Annotated in this window: 15 protein-coding genes; 10 read left to right on the top strand and 5 right to left on the bottom strand. The window is 67.6% G+C overall.

What is annotated here, in order from left to right:
- Nucleotides 1–42 precede the first annotated feature (42 nt).
- Complete coding sequence (locus tag EF834_RS14835) at nucleotides 43–1,143, bottom strand: CaiB/BaiF CoA transferase family protein (RefSeq protein ID WP_127947991.1); 1,101 nt, start codon at nucleotides 1,141–1,143, stop codon at nucleotides 43–45.
- 110 nt (nucleotides 1,144–1,253) lie between these two features.
- Here EF834_RS14835 and EF834_RS14830 point away from each other — a divergent pair, with 110 nt between their 5' ends.
- From EF834_RS14830 to purT, 3 genes are all read left to right on the top strand, one after another.
- Nucleotides 1,254–1,631, top strand: coding sequence for a VOC family protein (locus tag EF834_RS14830; protein WP_127948135.1), 378 nt, complete (start codon nucleotides 1,254–1,256; stop codon nucleotides 1,629–1,631).
- Nucleotides 1,632–1,654: 23 nt separating this feature from the next.
- On the top strand, nucleotides 1,655–2,386 hold the full coding sequence (locus EF834_RS14825; protein WP_127947990.1) for an alpha/beta fold hydrolase: 732 nt from the start codon (nucleotides 1,655–1,657) through the stop codon (nucleotides 2,384–2,386).
- Between the two features lie 86 nt (nucleotides 2,387–2,472).
- Nucleotides 2,473–3,675, top strand: coding sequence for a formate-dependent phosphoribosylglycinamide formyltransferase (purT, locus tag EF834_RS14820; RefSeq protein ID WP_127947989.1), 1,203 nt, complete (start codon nucleotides 2,473–2,475; stop codon nucleotides 3,673–3,675).
- A 4-nt stretch (nucleotides 3,676–3,679) separates the two neighbouring features.
- Here purT and EF834_RS14815 read toward each other — a convergent pair whose 3' ends face one another.
- Both EF834_RS14815 and EF834_RS14810 read right to left on the bottom strand, forming a co-directional pair.
- Entirely contained in the window at nucleotides 3,680–4,423 is a 744-nt protein-coding gene (locus EF834_RS14815; protein WP_127947988.1) for an amidohydrolase family protein, read from the bottom strand.
- Nucleotides 4,424–4,502: 79 nt separating this feature from the next.
- On the bottom strand, nucleotides 4,503–5,867 hold the full coding sequence (locus EF834_RS14810; protein ID WP_127947987.1) for an FAD-dependent oxidoreductase: 1,365 nt from the start codon (nucleotides 5,865–5,867) through the stop codon (nucleotides 4,503–4,505).
- Nucleotides 5,868–6,339: 472 nt separating this feature from the next.
- On the opposite strand from EF834_RS14810, the gene EF834_RS14805 reads away from it, so the two are divergent.
- From EF834_RS14805 to EF834_RS14795, 3 genes are all read left to right on the top strand, one after another.
- Nucleotides 6,340–6,786 (top strand): rhodanese-like domain-containing protein, encoded by a 447-nt coding sequence (locus tag EF834_RS14805; RefSeq protein ID WP_127948134.1) that lies wholly within the window; start codon nucleotides 6,340–6,342, stop codon nucleotides 6,784–6,786.
- Nucleotides 6,783–8,018, top strand: a complete 1,236-nt coding sequence (locus tag EF834_RS14800) for an O-succinylhomoserine sulfhydrylase (RefSeq protein ID WP_127947986.1) — start codon at nucleotides 6,783–6,785, stop codon at nucleotides 8,016–8,018. The genes EF834_RS14805 and EF834_RS14800 overlap by 4 nt, the downstream gene beginning before the upstream one ends.
- A 133-nt stretch (nucleotides 8,019–8,151) precedes the next feature.
- Nucleotides 8,152–9,294, top strand: coding sequence for a serine hydrolase domain-containing protein (locus EF834_RS14795; protein ID WP_235871223.1), 1,143 nt, complete (start codon nucleotides 8,152–8,154; stop codon nucleotides 9,292–9,294).
- Between the two features lie 42 nt (nucleotides 9,295–9,336).
- Here the strand turns inward: EF834_RS14795 and EF834_RS14790 are convergent, their stop codons facing one another.
- Together EF834_RS14790 and EF834_RS14785 are read right to left on the bottom strand one after the other, a co-directional pair.
- A complete protein-coding gene (locus tag EF834_RS14790; protein ID WP_127948133.1) occupies nucleotides 9,337–10,095 on the bottom strand; it encodes an HAD-IIA family hydrolase in 759 nt (252 codons plus the stop codon).
- 54 nt (nucleotides 10,096–10,149) lie between these two features.
- Nucleotides 10,150–11,148: an alpha/beta hydrolase gene (locus tag EF834_RS14785; RefSeq protein ID WP_127947984.1), complete on the bottom strand. Its 999-nt coding sequence runs from the start codon at nucleotides 11,146–11,148 to the stop codon at nucleotides 10,150–10,152.
- Nucleotides 11,149–11,258: 110 nt separating this feature from the next.
- On the opposite strand from EF834_RS14785, the gene EF834_RS18220 reads away from it, so the two are divergent.
- The 4 genes from EF834_RS18220 (at nucleotide 11,259) to EF834_RS14770 (ending at nucleotide 15,825) form a co-directional block, all read left to right on the top strand.
- Nucleotides 11,259–11,417 (top strand): hypothetical protein, encoded by a 159-nt coding sequence (locus tag EF834_RS18220; RefSeq protein ID WP_164874139.1) that lies wholly within the window; start codon nucleotides 11,259–11,261, stop codon nucleotides 11,415–11,417.
- Nucleotides 11,418–11,478: 61 nt separating this feature from the next.
- Entirely contained in the window at nucleotides 11,479–12,492 is a 1,014-nt protein-coding gene (fgd, locus tag EF834_RS14780) for a glucose-6-phosphate dehydrogenase (coenzyme-F420) (protein ID WP_127947983.1), read from the top strand.
- A gap of 49 nt (nucleotides 12,493–12,541) precedes the next feature.
- Nucleotides 12,542–14,638 (top strand): phosphate acetyltransferase, encoded by a 2,097-nt coding sequence (gene pta / locus EF834_RS14775; RefSeq protein ID WP_127947982.1) that lies wholly within the window; start codon nucleotides 12,542–12,544, stop codon nucleotides 14,636–14,638.
- Entirely contained in the window at nucleotides 14,635–15,825 is a 1,191-nt protein-coding gene (locus EF834_RS14770; protein WP_127947981.1) for an acetate/propionate family kinase, read from the top strand. The genes pta and EF834_RS14770 overlap by 4 nt, the downstream gene beginning before the upstream one ends.
- Nucleotides 15,826–15,903: the final 78 nt, after the last annotated feature.

Below are 15,903 nucleotides of genomic sequence, written 5' to 3'. Positions count from 1 at the left end.
GGGCCGGACACCGCCTGGTGTCCGGCCCGCCGTAGAAGATGCTCAGCGCCAGAGTGTGTCGGCGTCGGTGGCCGCCCGTGCCGGTGGTGCGGGTGTCGTCGTCGCCGTGCGCGAGAACCGGGGCGCGGGGGCGTGCTGCGGTACGCCCTCGAGCTCGATGATGCCGTCGCGAGCCGCAATGTGCGGGTCCTGCGGAGCCTCGGCGAACGTCAGGACCGGGGTGGTGCAGGCGTCGGTGCCCTCGAAGATCTTGGTCCACTCGTCGCGAGTCTTGCTGCGGAAGCGGTCGGTGAGGATCTCGCGCAACTCGGGCCAACGGGCCGCGTCGTGCTGGCCGGGCAGGGCGACGGGGTCGAGTCCGAGGCCTTCGAGCAGTGCGGCGTAGAACTGGGGTTCGATCGCGCCGACTGCCATGTACTTGCCGTCGGCGGTCTCGTACGTGTCGTAGTAAGGCGCACCGCCGTCGAGCATGTTGACGCCACGCTCGTCCGACCACATGCCGTTGCGGCGGAAGTTCCAGATGATGTGCGACAGCGCGAGCGTGCCGTCGACCATTGCGGCGTCGACTACCTGGCCCTTGCCCGACGTCTGACGTTCGACCAGGGCAGCCAGGAGACCGAACAGCAGGAACATCGAACCGCCCCCGAAGTCGCCGACCATGTTGAGCGGCGGCACCGGACGTTCACCCCTGCGGCCGACCGCGTGCAGCACGCCGGTGAGGGAGATGTAGTTGATGTCGTGGCCCGCGGACTGTGCTAGCGGTCCATTCTGGCCCCAGCCGGTCATACGCCCGTACACCAGGCGCGGGCAGCGCTCGAGAACGACGTCCGGACCCAGTCCCATTCGCTCCATGACGCCGGGGCGGAAACCCTCGATGAGGACGTCGGCGCGGCCGAGGAGACCGAGGATCTTCTCCACGTCGTCGGGGTTCTTCAGGTCGGCTTCGACGATGCGGCGGTTACGTGCGGTCTGGTCGCCCACCTCGCCCTCGGCCGGAAGGCGCCCCGCCCGCTGGACCCGCACGACGTCCGCACCCAGGTCGGCGAGCAGCGTCGCGGCGTGTGGACCGGGGCCGATCCCGGCGAACTCGACGACACGGATACCCTCGAGCGGGCCCCGTCGTTCCGAACCTGCAGTAGTCACGTCATTCCTCCTGGATGGTCTACCTCCGATTCTGTGACCGTATCTGTACTGCAGTGGTCTTGTCTGTGGTGGTCTTGTCCGGGGCGGGCGTCGAGGGGCACAGTGGATTCATGGCCTTCCCGGGAGAACTCGTCGCCTTCCTGGCCAGCACCGACCTGGACGTGTCGTCGATGTTCTACGTCGACACCCTGGGTCTTTCCGAGGTCGAGCGGACCCCCTTCACACTCGTCGTCGACGGTGGCGGCACCGAACTACGAATTACGCTCGTGCAGTCGAGGGTCGACACCGGCTACACCGTGCTGGGCTGGCGCACGACGGACCTGTCCTCCACCGTGGACCAATTGCGCGGCAAGGGGATCGAGTTCCTTCGCTACCAGGGGATGGACCAGGACGAGCACGCCGTGTGGACGGCGCCCGACGGAACCCGCGTCGCGTGGTTCCGTGACCCGCACGGCAACGTGCTGTCGATTCACCAGCCGCCGAGCTGATCCCGTGGGATACGTTGATCGGCGTGGGATATGTCGAAACCGCCGACGCCCGGCTCCACTACGAGGTCTCCGGAACGGGCGAGGCGCTGGTGCTCCTGCACGGCAACAGCGAGAACCTCGACTACTTCGCCGCTCAGGTACCGGCCTTCGCCGAGCGTTACCGCGTGGTTGCGCTCGACACCCGAGCCCACGGTGAGTCGACGCGCGGAGACGGCCCGCTCGACTTCGAGCGCCTCGCGGACGACGTGTGCGTCGTCCTCGACACCCTCGGGATCGACAGCGCGCACGTCCTCGGCTACAGCGACGGCGGCAACACTGCGCTGACGTTGGCGCTGCGCCATCCGGAGCGGGTGCGGTCGCTCATCGTCAACAGTGCCAACCTCGATCCCAGCAGCCTGCCGTGGAAGTTCCGGATTCCCGTGACCCTCGCGTGGCTCCTCGGCGCGCTGGTGATGCCGTTGTCGTCGACGCTGGCGCGCAAGCGGGAGGTGTTGGGACTCATGGTGCTGCACCCGCATATCCCGGTCGGCCGCTTGGGCACGATCGCGGTCCCGACACTCGTGATCGCGGGAGAGCGCGACGTGATCCCGCGCGGTCACACCGAACTCATCGCGAATTCGATTCCCGGCGCCGAACTCACGATCGTCCCCGACGCAGGGCACCCGTGTGCTCGGCAGCGGCCGGAGTTCTTCAACGCGTCCGTGCTGGATTTCCTGGACTGCGCAAACGGTCGCGGTGCAAACGGTAGCGGCTAGAGGAGTTGTGTTGCAAAGGAGTCCATCAGCGCCAGCAGGTGGGCGCCACCACGGGACGTCCACCGAGAACGGCATATAGTCCGACCATGCGAGAAGACACCCTCACCCGAATCGGCACTCCCCTGAGCCCTAGCGCGACCCGCGTGATGCTGCTCGGCTCAGGTGAACTGGGCAAGGAGGTGATCATCGCACTGCAGCGCCTCGGTGTAGAGGTGGTCGCCGTCGACCGCTACGCCGATGCCCCCGGCCATCAGGTCGCCCACCGAGCGCACACCATCGACATGGGCGATCGCGATCAACTCCTGCGCCTGATCGAGGATGAGCGGCCGCACTTCGTGGTGCCCGAGATCGAGGCGATCGCCACCGAGGCACTCGCCGAAGTCGAAGAGCGGGGCCTCGCCACCGTCATCCCCACCGCACGGGCCACACAGCTGACGATGAACCGCGAGGGCATCCGCCGCCTCGCCGCCGAGGACCTGGGTTTGCCGACGTCGCCGTACGCGTTCGCGGACTCTCTCGACGAGGTCCGGGCCGCGGCCGAGCGGATCGGGTTCCCGTGCGTGATCAAGCCGGTGATGTCGTCGTCCGGCAAGGGCCAGTCCGTGGCCCGCGGCGCCGAGGATCTCGAAAAGTCTTGGGAATATGCGCTTTCCGGTGGACGGGTGAACAAGGGGCGAGTGATCGTCGAGGGCTTCGTCGACTTCGACTACGAGATCACCCAGCTGACTGTGCGCGCGGTCGACGGCACACACTTCTGCGAGCCGATCGGGCACCTGCAGGAGTCCGGTGACTACGTCGAGTCGTGGCAGCCGCAGGCCATGAGCCCCGCCGCGCTCGCCGCTGCCAGGGGCGTCGCGGACAAGGTCACCACGGCTCTCGGCGGCCGCGGCATCTTCGGTGTCGAGTTGTTCGTCAAGGGTGACGACGTGTACTTCTCCGAGGTCAGTCCTCGCCCGCACGACACCGGACTGGTGACGCTGCGTTCGCAGCGGTACTCGGAGTTCGAACTGCACGCCCGGGCGATCCTCGGCTTGCCCGTCGACACCACCCTAACCGCGCCCGGCGCGTCCGCAGTGATCTACGGCGGCGTCGAAGGCGGCGGCGTCGCGTTCGAGGGGGTCGCCGATGCACTCGCCGTCCCCGAGACGGACCTGCGACTGTTCGGCAAGCCCGAGGCGTTCACGCGCCGGCGGATGGGCGTGGCGGTGTCCACCGGACCGGACGTCACGACGGCGCGCGAGCGGGCCCGGGAAGCGGCCTCGCGGGTGCGCGTGGTCGTGCCGGAGTAGCCGCTCAGGCCGGGCAGCGGTACCACTCGCGGGCGTTGCCGCCGAGGACCGCCTCGAGGTCGTCCCCGACGGCGTCGGCGATGATGTCGATGTCGGCGGCCTCGAAGGCGCGCCGCGCGCGGGTGCCGGGCAGGTCGGTGCCGAACATCAGGGCCTTGGGGTTGACGGCGTGGATCCGGCGCAGCACCGAACCGATGTCGTCGATGGCGGCGCGCCCGAAGCCGGTCGCCTTCACCTTGGCGCCTCGGTCGACGAGATTGAGCAGATAGCTCAGCCCGCGAGTCGACATCCCCAGATGGTCGATGCTCACCGCGGGAAGCTTCGCGAACACCGGTTCGAGCGACAGCAGCAGGGTGGCGTCCACGTAGAACTCGGCGTGCCAGCCCACCAGTTCGTGGGCGCGCAGGGCCTGCGACGTCAGGACTTGCACGTCGGTGGCGCTGCGTCGCAGGTTGAACCGCACCCCGCGCACCCCGGCGTGGTCGAGCGCGACGATGTCTTCGTCGGTGGCGTCGGGGTCGAGATGTGTGACGCCCACCCAGCCTTCGCCGAGTTCCTGCAGCGCGGCCAGCAGACCCGGGCGACCGAGGGTGCCCTGGTAGGACGCGGTCACCACGGCGCCCCCGTCCACTCCCAACCCCACCATTCGTCGGTGGTAGTCGTCGATCGTGAACGGATCTGGCAGGTAGCCGTTGTTCTCCACCAGTGGAAACCGGGGGTCGATGATGTGTACGTGTGCGTCAAACACCTGTTCATCATGCCCGCTGAAGGGCTGGAGGGCCGCTCCACGCGCCGGTAACGCGTGAAACGGCCCCCAGCTAGGGGCGCTAGGCCTTGTGCGGCTCGCTTGCGCGGAGCATGTCCTCGCGCTCGACGACCTTGACGCGTTCGCGGCCCTCGGGCTCGCCGAGCGACCGCTCGTGGGCGTCGAGTCGGTACCAGCCCTGCCACGTGGTGTAGGGGATGCCCCTGCCCTCGAGGAGTTCGATGACCGCGTCCGGGGACGGGTCCGCCGGCTCGTCGAAGTTGGGGGCGTCCTCGAGCAGGCATGCGATGGTCTCGTTCGCATCGCCCTTGGTGTGGCCGATCAGGCCGACCGGGCCGCGCTTGATCCAGCCGGTCACGTAGGTGGCCGAGAGGTGTTTTCCGTTCGCGTCGAGGACCCGGCCCGCCTCGTTGGGGACGGTGCCGGCCTGGTCGTCGAACGGGATCGAGGGGATGTTCTGCGACAGGTAGCCCACGGCCCGGTAGACGGCCTGCACGTCCCAGTCGTTGAACTTGCCGGTGCCGCGGACGTTGCCGGTGCCGTCGAGTTCGGTCCGCTCGGTCCTCAATCCGACGACCTTGCCGTCCTCGCCGACGATCTCGTGAGGGGACTCGAAGAAGTGCAGGAACAGCTTGTGCGGACGGTTGCCCTGGTCACGGATGGCCCAGTCCTGCAGTGTGTTGGCGACCATGTCGACCTGCTTGGAGGCACGGCGCGCGGCCTCGGAGCCCTCGTCGTAGTCGATGTCCTCCGGGTCGACGATCACCTCGATGTTCGGGGAATGGTCGAGCTCGCGCAGCTCGAGTGGCGTGAACTTCGCCTGCGCGGGACCGCGGCGGCCGAACACGTGGACCTCGACGGCCTTGTTGCTCTTCAGGCCTTCGTAGACGTTCGCGGGGATCTCGGTCGGCAGCAACTCGTCGCCAGTCTTGGCCAGCACCCGTGCGACGTCGAGCGCGACGTTGCCGACACCGAGAACGGCGACCTTCTCGGCCTCGAGCGGCCAGGTGCGGGGCACGTCCGGGTGTCCGTCGTACCAGGACACGAAGTCGGCGGCGCCGTAGGAGCCGTCGAGATCGATGCCGGGGATGTCGAGGGCGCGGTCTGCGTTGGCGCCGGTGGAGAAGATGACCGCATCGTAGAAGCGGCGCAGGTCCTCGAGGTTGATGTCGGTGCCGTAGTCGATGTTGCCGAGCAGTCGAACCGCGTCCTTGTCGAGAACCTTGTGAAGCGCGGTGATGATGCCCTTGATCCGGGGATGGTCGGGGGCGACGCCGTACCGGATCAGACCGAACGGCGCCGGCATCCGCTCGAACAGGTCGATGCTCACCTCGGCGTCGGACTTCATGAGCGCGTCGGCAGCGTAGATGCCGGCCGGGCCGGCGCCGACGATGGCCACGCGCAGTGGACGAGTCTGGTCAGTCATCTGAGGTGAACTACCTTTTCGATTGGACGAATGTGCTTGTGCTCGAGTGACAGCGTACGTGCGACTGCGGGTGAAGTGAGCCCCACCTAACCCCGGGCGCCGATGGGCTGTCGTGGGCGGCGGATCCCGTGCCTGACAAGCTCACGGCGTGACCGCACCTGCCTTCATGCTAGAGCCCGGCTGTCGTCGGGACCCATACTGCCGGTGTGAGCTTCCTCTGGGTACTGCGCTCCGACTTGAGGGGGCACAACCGGCGTTTGTGGGCTCGATCGGCCGGGATCCGGAGGGCCTCCGACGCCTCGGGCGCGCCGAAGACGCAGGTATGGCTGACCAGCACGATCCCTCCGAGGACGGTCGGCGCGCGGCGGTGGAGCCGATCCTTCCCGCCATGTCAATAGTCGCGATCGTGATGATCGGAATTGCCGTCGATCCGTGCTCTGCACCCGATCTGGCGCTGTGGAAAGCTGGTGAAGTGAGCTACGCAGGTGACATAACGCCGCAGCAGGCATGGGACATGCTGCGTGCACATCCGGAAGCTGTGCTCGTGGATGTGCGCACCGACCCGGAATGGCGCTACGTCGGGGTGCCCGACACGTCGTCGATCGACCGCCGGACGGTGCTCGTCGAGTGGGTGAGCTACCCCACCGGCGCGCGCAACGAGTACTTCGTCGACCAGCTCGGCGAGGCCGGAATCGTCGGCACCACTGAGAGTGAGACCGCTGAGGGTGAGCAGGCCCGTCCGGTGATCTTCCTGTGTCGCTCGGGTCAACGTTCCATCGGTGCAGCCGAGGCCGCGACCGCGGCCGGTATCGGTCCCTCGTACAACGTGCTCGACGGCTTCGAAGGCGGGCTGGGCGCGGACGGGCACCGCGGCACCACAGGCTGGCGGGCCGTGGGCCTGCCATGGAGGCAGTCATGAGCGCCATCCCGCAAGGTGGATCCTTCCGGCGGGCGCTGCCTGATTCGGTGCGCCCGGCCACGGTCGGCGTCCGCGGCGGCACACTTCGCTCGGGATTCGAGGAGACGTCGGAAGCGATCTACCTCAACTCGGGATTCGTGTACGAGTCCGCTGAGGCCGCCGAGCAGGCATTCGCCGGCGACATCGACCACTTCGTCTACTCCCGGTACGGGAACCCGACCGTGAAGATGTTCGAGGAACGCCTGCGGCTGCTCGACGGTGCCGAGGGCTGCTACGCCACCGCGTCCGGGATGTCCGCGGTGTTCACCTCCCTCGGTGCGTTGCTCGCCCAGGGCGATCGCCTCGTCGCGGCCCGCAGCCTGTTCGGATCGTGCTTCGTGGTGTGCAACGAGATCCTGCCCCGCTGGGGCGTGGAGACCGTGTTCGTCGACGGAGAAGACCTCGACCAGTGGGAACAGGCACTGTCGGTGCCGACCACGGCCGTGTTCTTCGAGACCCCGTCGAACCCGATGCAGACCCTCGTCGACGTCCGCAAGGTGTCCGATATGGCGCACGCCGCCGGCGCGAAGGTGGTCATCGACAACGTCTTCGCCACCCCGATGCTCCAGCGCAGCCTCGATCTGGGTGCCGACGTGATCGTCTACTCGGGCACCAAGCACATCGATGGCCAGGGCCGCGTCCTCGGTGGTGCGATCCTCGGTCCACAGGACTACATCGACGGTCCGGTGCAGCAGCTCGTCCGGCACACCGGTCCGGCGCTGAGCCCATTCAACGCGCACACCTTGCTCAAGGGCCTCGAGACGATGCCGCTGCGGGTGCGCCACTCTTCGGAAAGCGCGCTGCGGATCGCGCAGTTCCTCGAGACCGAGGCGTCGGTGGGCTGGGTCAAGTACCCGTTCCTCGAGTCGCACCCGCAGCACGAGCTGGCGAAGTCGCAGATGAGCGGTGGTGGCACCGTCGTCACGTTCGAACTGGAAACCCCGCCGGGAGGCGGAGAGGACGCCGCAAAGAAGCGGGCGTTCGAGGTCCTGAACAAGCTGCGCGTCATCGACATCTCCAACAACCTCGGGGACTCGAAGACGCTCGTCACCCACCCGGCCACCACCACGCACCGCGCGATGGGGCCGGAGGGACGCGCCGCGATCGGGCTGTCCGACGGCGTCGTGCGGATCTCGGTGGGCCTGGAAGATCCCGAGGACCTGCTCGAAGATCTGGCGCAGGCGCTGCGCTGACGGGACCCGCCCGCACGAGCGCGCGAGGAGTGGCGCGAGAAGTAATGACCGAGGCGGATTCGGTCGCGGACGGGCGGCGGGCGGCCTAACCTGACACTCGGGGACACGGGGGCATGCCCGATTCGAGGTGTTTATGACATCTGTGCAGGGTCACTGTGATTCGGCGTTCGACGGTGTCCGGGAAGTCTTCGAGGAGAGCTTCGCGGACGGGTGGAACCTGGGTGCCGCGGTCGCGGTGTTCGTCGATGGCCTTCCGGTCGTCGACCTGTGGGGTGGTGTGGCAGACCGGCGCACCGGACGGCCGTGGTTGCGCGACACCCCGTGCGTGGTGTTCTCGTGCACGAAGGCGGTGACGACGGCCGCGGCGTTGCTGCTCGCCGAACGCGGCCACCTCGCGCTCGACGAACCAGTCGCGCAGTGGTGGCCGGAGTTCGCGGTGAACGGTAAGGACGAGATCACCGTCGAGCACCTGCTCACCCACCAGGCCGGGCTGCCTGCGTTCGACGGTCCGGTTTCGGTGGCGCATTCGTCGGATCCGGTTGCGACGGCCGAGCGTCTCGCCCGCCAGACACCCGAGTGGGAGCCCGGAACCGCGCACGGCTACCACGCCCTCACGTTCGGCTGGCTGATCGGCGAGTTGGTCCGTCGCCACACCGGGACGACGGTGGGGCAGTTCGCCCGCGAGGAGTTCGGCTCGGACCTGTGGATCGGGGCCCCGCCCGAGACCATCGCACGGGCGGCCCGGATCAGCGTCCCTCGCCGCGGGGAACCGGAATCGCCGCTCACCGATACTGCGACCCAGACCCGGATCAGCGCAGCCTACTCCGAGCCGGGTTCGCTGCTGTTTCGTGCGACCACCAACCCGATTGCGTCATTCAACGATCCGGCAATGCTGTCCGCCGGTTGGCCGGCGTCGGGGATGGTAACCACGGCGCGCGGACTTGCTCGGTTCTACCGGGATCTGGTGTGCGGTACCACGCTGGACGCCGAGACACTGTCCGATGCGTTGCGCGAACAAGTCCGCGGTCGGGACCGGGTGCTGTTGACCGACAGCGCCTATGGACTCGGGTTCATGCTCCCCGCACAGAGTTTCGAGCTGCCCGCGGCCGCCCGCGCGAGTGCGTTCGGGCACCCGGGCGCGGGCGGCGCGGTCGGACTCGGAGACCCGGACCGTGGCCTCTCGTTCGTGTTCGTGCCGAACCTCAAGCGCGACTACTTCGCGGGCGACCGCCGCGCCTACCGTCTGCTCGAGGCCGCGTACGCCGCGATCGGGTGAACTGCAATCGGGGACACCGCAAGCGAGGTGAAAGACTCTGATTCAGAACGGGTTTGCGGTGTGTCCCACCAGATCTGCCACCGAGTCGAGCACGAGGGTCGGCCGGTACGGGAACATCTCGACGGTCTCGCGCGTGGAGATGCCGCTGAGGACGAGGATGGTCTGCAGACCGGCCTCGAGGCCGGCCACCACGTCCGTGTCCATCCGGTCGCCGATCATCAGTGTGCTCTCCGAGTGGGCGCCGATCGCCCGCAGCGCCGACCGCATCATCAACGGGTTCGGCTTGCCCACGTAGTACGGCTCACGACCGGTGGCCCGGGTGATGAGCGCGGCGACCGATCCCGTCGCCGGCAGCGAACCCTGGCGGGACGGTCCGGTGGCGTCGGGGTTGGTCGCGATGAACCGGGCCCCGCGTTCGACCAGACGGATCGCGGTCGTGATCGCTTCGAACGAGTAGGTCCGCGTCTCGCCCAGGACGACGTAGTCGGGGTCGTTGTCGGTTAGGACGTAGCCGATCTCGTGCAGCGCCGTCGTGAGCCCGGATTCGCCCACGACGTAGGCACTTCCGCCGGGACGCTGGTTCTGCAGGAAGTTCGCCGTGGCCAGTGCCGACGTCCAGATCGACTTTTCGGGAATGTCGAGTCCGCTGCGCAGCAACCGGGCACGCAGATCGCGCGGGGTACGGATGGAGTTGTTCGTCAGGACGATGAAGGGCGTTCCGGACTCCTGCAGCTCGGCCAGGAAGGCATCGGCACCGGGGATGATGTGTTCCTCGTGGACGAGCACCCCGTCCATGTCCATGAGATAGGCCCAGCCGGGGTTCCGTTCTTCGGTACTCACGAGTCCCAGTATCCGTCAGGCGCCGATCGCCGGCCCGATCACCGGCCACGAGTCCCGCATCTCGGCCTCGAACAGCCCCCACGAGTGGCTGCCCTCGTCGCGGTAGACGACCGTCGCGGGAATCCCGAGCGAGCGAAGTCGCGCATCCATCACCGCGGTGCAGCCCTGCGTGATCGCCTCCACGACACCACCGCCAATCGCCTGCGGGATGGTAAGCAGTGGATTGTGGTTGTCGATCGGACCGGGCATCCCGGACGCGGCCGACAAGAACAACGCCTTGCCTCGTAGCCGTTCCGCCTGCAGGAACGGGTCGTGTTGCACCCAGAGCGGGCCGCCGATCGGACCCCACATGTTGGCGGCGTTACCGCCGCCGCGCAGCTCGACCATCGACCGGACCATCGCCTGCCCGTTGGCGTCGCTGGTCCGCGCACACCCGCTGTACGAGCCGACCGCTCGGTAGACGTCCGGTGCCTGGATCGCGAGGTCGAGCACGGGGCCGGCGCCCATCGACACCCCGCCGATCGCGTTGACGCCGGTGGTCTGGAACTGTTGATCGATCACCGGCGGCAGTTCGCGGGTGAGGAACGTCTGCCACTTGTTGCGCCCGAGCACCGGGTCGTCGGCGACCCAGTCCGTGTACATAGAGAACTTGCCGCCGACCGGCAGCACCACGTTGACGTGCTTGTCGGCAAAGAACTCGGCGATCGAGGTGTTGTTGAACCAGGAGATGCCGTCCTCGCCGCCGCCGATCCCGGTGAGGAGGTAGAAGGTGGGCGCGGGCCCGCCCCCGACGGGATGGATGACGTCGCTCGTGATGACGCGGTCCATCGACGGTGAGTACACCGATACCCGCGTCACCCGGTTGCTCACCTCGACGGTCTCGGCGACGTACGCGGCGTTTTCCGGAGCGGCGTGCGCCGTGAGTGCACCACCGAGCAGCGTGACCACGAGTGTTCCAACGAGACCGATAATGTGGAGGATCCGCCTTACGGCCGTTGCTCCGAAACGTCTCATCACGCACCTCCGGCCGAATCGGCGTGAATTGCTTTCCGGCTGAGTGAAGCTCAGACCAGCATATCCGCGCCCCGCGGAGGAGGTTGCCGATCCCGGATCGTCGGCCCCACATGTCGTCCAGTGCGTCCGCTGCGTTCCGGATGTCGGCATCGATCGGTATCGGTCGGTATCGGTCGGTATGGGAGGCAACAGGATTCGGTTTGTTCTGGATGTCGTTCGCCGCGATCCAGGGTGCGCCGTCGGCGGGTGCGGGTGAGGTCGGGCTGTAGTCCGCTGCCGTCGAGGGGCATACTCGAAGGCAATCGAATCAGGTGGACGATCGGAGCAGCGGTGGTACAGGGATTGAAGTTGGGATTGAAGGCCTCCGCGGAGCAGTTCGGTCCACGCGACCTCGTCGAGCTGGGTGTGATGGCGGAGGAGCACGGCCTCGACAGTGTCACCGTCAGCGACCACTTCCAGCCCTGGCGCCACAAGGGCGGCCACGCCCCGTTCTCGATCGCGTGGATGACCGCGGTCGGCGAGCGCACGCAGCGGGTGCAGCTCGGAACGTCGGTGATGACCCCGACGTTCCGGTACAACCCGGCGGTCGTCGCGCAGGCGTTCGCGACGATGGGCTGCCTGTACCCGGGGAGGGTGATGCTCGGTGTCGGCACCGGGGAGGCGCTCAACGAGATAGCGACCGGCTTCAAGGGCGATTGGCCCGAGTTCAAGGAGCGTTTCGCCCGGCTGCGCGAGTCGGTGCAGCTCATGCGTCAGCTGTGGACCGGTGACCGAGTCGATTTCGAGGGTGAGTACTACACCACCAAGGGCGCCTCGATCTACGACGTTCCCGAGGGTGGTATCCCCGTTTACATCGCGGCCGGCGGCCCGGTCGTCGCGCGCTACGCGGGGCGTGCGGGCGACGGCTTCATCTGCACGTCCGGCAAGGGCATGGATCTGTACACCGAGAAGCTGATGCCGGCGGTCAAGGAAGGTGCGGACAAGATGGGCCGCAGCTTCGCCGACATCGATCGCATGATCGAGATCAAGATCTCCTACGACACCGACCCCGAGGCGGCACTCGAGAACACCCGGTTCTGGGCTCCGCTCTCGCTCACCGCAGAGCAGAAGCACAGCATCGACGACCCGATCGAGATGGAGGCCGCGGCCGACGCGTTGCCGATCGAGCAGATCGCCAAGCGCTGGATCGTGTCGTCGGACCCCGACGAGGCCGTCGAGATGATCAAGCCGTACCTGGATGCGGGCCTCAACCATCTGGTGTTCCACGCGCCCGGCCAAGACCAGAAGCGCTTCCTCGACCTCTTCGAGCGCGATCTCGCCCCGCGCCTGCGTGCGCTGGCGTAGCTGGGGTTGCGCTCAGCACACGGGCGTGAGGCGTCACTAGGCTGTCGCCATGGCTGATTTGGACACCGTGTCGAGCGTGTACATCGCCTCCCCGGAAGGGGATGCCGGCAAATCCACCGTCGCGCTCGGTGTCCTGCAGATGCTGTGCGCCTGCACCGCTCGGGTCGGGGTGTTCCGTCCGATCGCGCGCATTACCGACGAGACCGACCACATCCTCGAACTGTTGCTCGAGCACACGACGGCGGACCTGACCTACGAGCAGTGCATGGGCGTGACGTACGAGCAGGTGCACAGCGATCCGGACGGGGCGCTGAGCGACATCGTCTCGCGGTACCACCAGGTGGCAGAGGAATGTGACGCGGTGGTGATCGTCGGGTCCGACTACACCGGCGTCCCCAGTCCAAGCGAACTCGGCTACAACGCACGAATCGCGGCCAACCTCGAGGCACCGGTGTTGTTGACGCTGCGCGGTGCCCGTCGCAGTCCGCACGATGTGGCGCAGCTGGCCAACGTGTGTGTCGCCGAACTGGCCGCGCACCATGCACATCTGGTCGCGATCGTGGTCAATCGCTGCGATCCGGACCGACTCGAGGAATACGCCGCAGCACCGGAAGCGGCGGGGGTTCCGGTGTGGAGCCTGCCGGAGGATCCGCTGCTCATCGCGCCCACGGTCGCCGAACTCCTGCAGGCGGTCGAGGGTGAGCTGTACTCCGGCGACACGGCGTTGCTGCAGCGTGAGGCGCTGGCGGTGGCCGTCGGCGCGATGACGGCCGAGCACATTCTCGAACGGCTTGCCGAGGGCTGGATGGTGATCGTCCCGGGGGACCGTTCGGATGTGCTGCTCGCACTCGTCAACGCCCACGACGCGCAAGGGTTCCCGTCCCTGTCCGGGATCGTGATGAGCGGGGGGATCGAACCACACCCCTCGGTGGCACGCCTGATCTCCGGACTTCGTCCGCGGTTGCCGATCCTGGCCACGAAGTTCGGTTCGTTCGAGACCGCGAACATCGCCGCACAGACCCGCGGTCGCCTCTCGGTGGGCTCGCTGCGCAAGGTCGACACCGCACTGGGACTCATGGAGCGGAGAGTGGACGCTCCGACGCTCATCGAGCGGCTCCAGGTGACGTTGCCGTCGGTGGTGACACCTCAGATGTTCGAGTTTCAACTGTTGGATCGGGCTCGCGCGCAACGCAAACGAATCGTGCTGCCCGAGGGGGACGATGACCGGGTGCTACGGGCGGCCGGGCGACTGCTACGTCGGCGCGTCGTGGACCTGACCATCCTCGGTGACGAGACCAAGGTCCGTGCCCGTGCGGCCGAACTCGGTGTCGACCTGTCGTCGGCGACGGTGCTCGATCCGAAACGCTCGGAGTACCTCTCCGAGTTCGCTGCCGAGTACGCGCGGATTCGGGCGAGCCGCGGGATGACCATCGAGCGGGCTCGCGAGATCATGGTCGACATCTCGTACTTCGGAACGATGATGGTGCACAGGGGCATTGCGGACGGCATGGTGTCCGGTGCCGCGCACACCACGGCCCACACGATCCGGCCATCGCTCGAGATCATCAGGACGAAGCCGGGTGTGTCGACGGTGTCCAGTGTCTTCCTGATGTGCCTGGCGGATCGTGTGCTCGCCTACGGCGACTGTGCAGTGGTGCCCGACCCGACGGCCGAGCAGCTCGCCGACATCGCGATCTCGTCGGCGGAGACCGCGGCCCGTTTCGGGATCGAACCGCGGGTCGCGATGCTGTCGTATTCGACGGGTGACTCCGGGAGGGGGATCGGGGTCGACAAGGTACGCACCGCGACGGCACTGGTGCACGAGCGCCGCCCGGACCTGTTGGTGGAGGGGCCGATCCAGTACGACGCCGCGGTCGAGCCGACGGTTGCACTCGCCAAGCTGCCGAGGTCGCAGGTGGCGGGCCGCGCGACGGTGTTCGTGTTCCCGGACCTGAACACGGGCAACAACACCTACAAGGCGGTGCAGCGCAGTGCAGGTGCGATCGCCGTCGGCCCGGTGCTGCAGGGGCTGAACAAGCCCGTCAACGACCTGTCTCGCGGGGCACTGGTGCAGGACATCGTCAACACCGTCGCGATCACCGCGATCCAGGCTCAGGACGTTTCGGATCAGGGGGTGCAGGAATGACCGAACCGGTTGTGCTGGTGCTCAATTCGGGATCGTCGTCGATCAAGTTCCAGATCGTGGAACCGGTCGCCGGGCGTGCTGTCGGGTCCGGGCTGGTCGAACGCATCGGCGAGTCGTCGGGGCGCGTCGTCTACCACCATCCGGGTGGGGTGTGCGAGCGTGATCTCGCTATCGCCGACCACACCGCGGCCCTGCACGCGGTGGAGGAGGTCGTCGCGGCCGCCGGCCGCTCGCTGGACGAGTGGGGTGTGGTGGCGGTGGGGCACCGCGTCGTGCACGGCGGATCGGTGTTCCACGAGCCGACCGTCGTCGACGACGAGGTTGTCGCCGAGATCGAACGCCTGTCCCCGCTTGCGCCGCTGCACAACCCGTCGAACGTCGTCGGGATCGAGGAGGCGCGCCGTCTGCTGCCCGACGTCCCGCACGTCGTGGTGTTCGACACGGCCTTCTTCCACACGATGCCCGAGGCCGCCGTCACCTACGCGATCGACGCCGAGGTGGCCCGTGCGAACGGGGTGCGACGGTACGGCTTCCACGGGACGTCGCACGAGTACGTCAGCGGGCGGGCGGCTGCCTTCCTCGGGCGGGATCTCGGCGAGATCGATCAGATCGTCCTTCACTTGGGGAACGGGGCGTCCGCGTCGGCGATCCAGGGTGGGCACGCCATCGACACGTCGATGGGAATGACGCCGCTCGAAGGCCTGGTGATGGGCACCCGCAGTGGTGACCTGGATCCGGGGGTGATCCTGCACCTGCACCGGAACGCAGGCCTGGAGGGCGACGAGCTGGACGACCTGCTCAACCGCCACTCGGGACTGAAGGGCCTGTGCGGGGAGAACGACTTCCGTGCGCTGCTCGAGCTGGTGGCCGACGGCGATCCTGCCGCGAAGCTGGCGTACGACGTGTACGTGCACCGCCTGCGCCGCTACATCGGCGCGTATCTGGTCGAACTCGGCGGTGTCGACGTCATCACCTTCACCGGCGGGGTCGGGGAGAACAACCCGGACGTCCGCCGCGATGCCCTTGCCGGGTTGGCGCGTCTCGGTATCCTGGTCGACCAGGACCGCAATGAAGCCGTGGAGCAGGCCGAGCGCCGTATCAGCGCCGACGGGTCAGCGGTGGAGGTCCTGGTGATACCCACCAACGAGGAGCTCGCCATCGCACGAAAGACGATCGCGTTGGTGTAGTTCTCGAAGAGTGGGGACGGTCGGCTGGCGCCCACGGGACTTTGGACCCTCGTCCAGAAACACTCGGACATCCGACCA

Source organism: Rhodococcus spongiicola (genome assembly GCF_004011835.1).
Lineage (GTDB): Bacteria > Actinomycetota > Actinomycetes > Mycobacteriales > Mycobacteriaceae > Prescottella > Prescottella spongiicola.
Note: the sequence above shows the minus strand (reverse complement) of the source record. Positions and strands in the feature narration are given on the sequence as shown.

Coding starts and splice junctions, on each gene's coding strand:
- EF834_RS14830 (WP_127948135.1), top strand. CDS start 1,254: ATGGCCTTCCCGGGAGAACTCGTCGCCTTCCTGGCCAGCACCGACCTG.
- purT (WP_127947989.1), top strand. CDS start 2,473: ATGCGAGAAGACACCCTCACCCGAATCGGCACTCCCCTGAGCCCTAGC.
- EF834_RS14810 (WP_127947987.1), bottom strand. CDS start 5,867: ATGACTGACCAGACTCGTCCACTGCGCGTGGCCATCGTCGGCGCCGGC.
- EF834_RS14800 (WP_127947986.1), top strand. CDS start 6,783: ATGAGCGCCATCCCGCAAGGTGGATCCTTCCGGCGGGCGCTGCCTGAT.
- EF834_RS14795 (WP_235871223.1), top strand. CDS start 8,152: ATGACATCTGTGCAGGGTCACTGTGATTCGGCGTTCGACGGTGTCCGG.
- EF834_RS14790 (WP_127948133.1), bottom strand. CDS start 10,095: ATGGACATGGACGGGGTGCTCGTCCACGAGGAACACATCATCCCCGGT.
- EF834_RS14785 (WP_127947984.1), bottom strand. CDS start 11,148: ATGAGACGTTTCGGAGCAACGGCCGTAAGGCGGATCCTCCACATTATC.
- EF834_RS18220 (WP_164874139.1), top strand. CDS start 11,259: ATGTCGTCCAGTGCGTCCGCTGCGTTCCGGATGTCGGCATCGATCGGT.
- pta (WP_127947982.1), top strand. CDS start 12,542: ATGGCTGATTTGGACACCGTGTCGAGCGTGTACATCGCCTCCCCGGAA.
- EF834_RS14770 (WP_127947981.1), top strand. CDS start 14,635: ATGACCGAACCGGTTGTGCTGGTGCTCAATTCGGGATCGTCGTCGATC.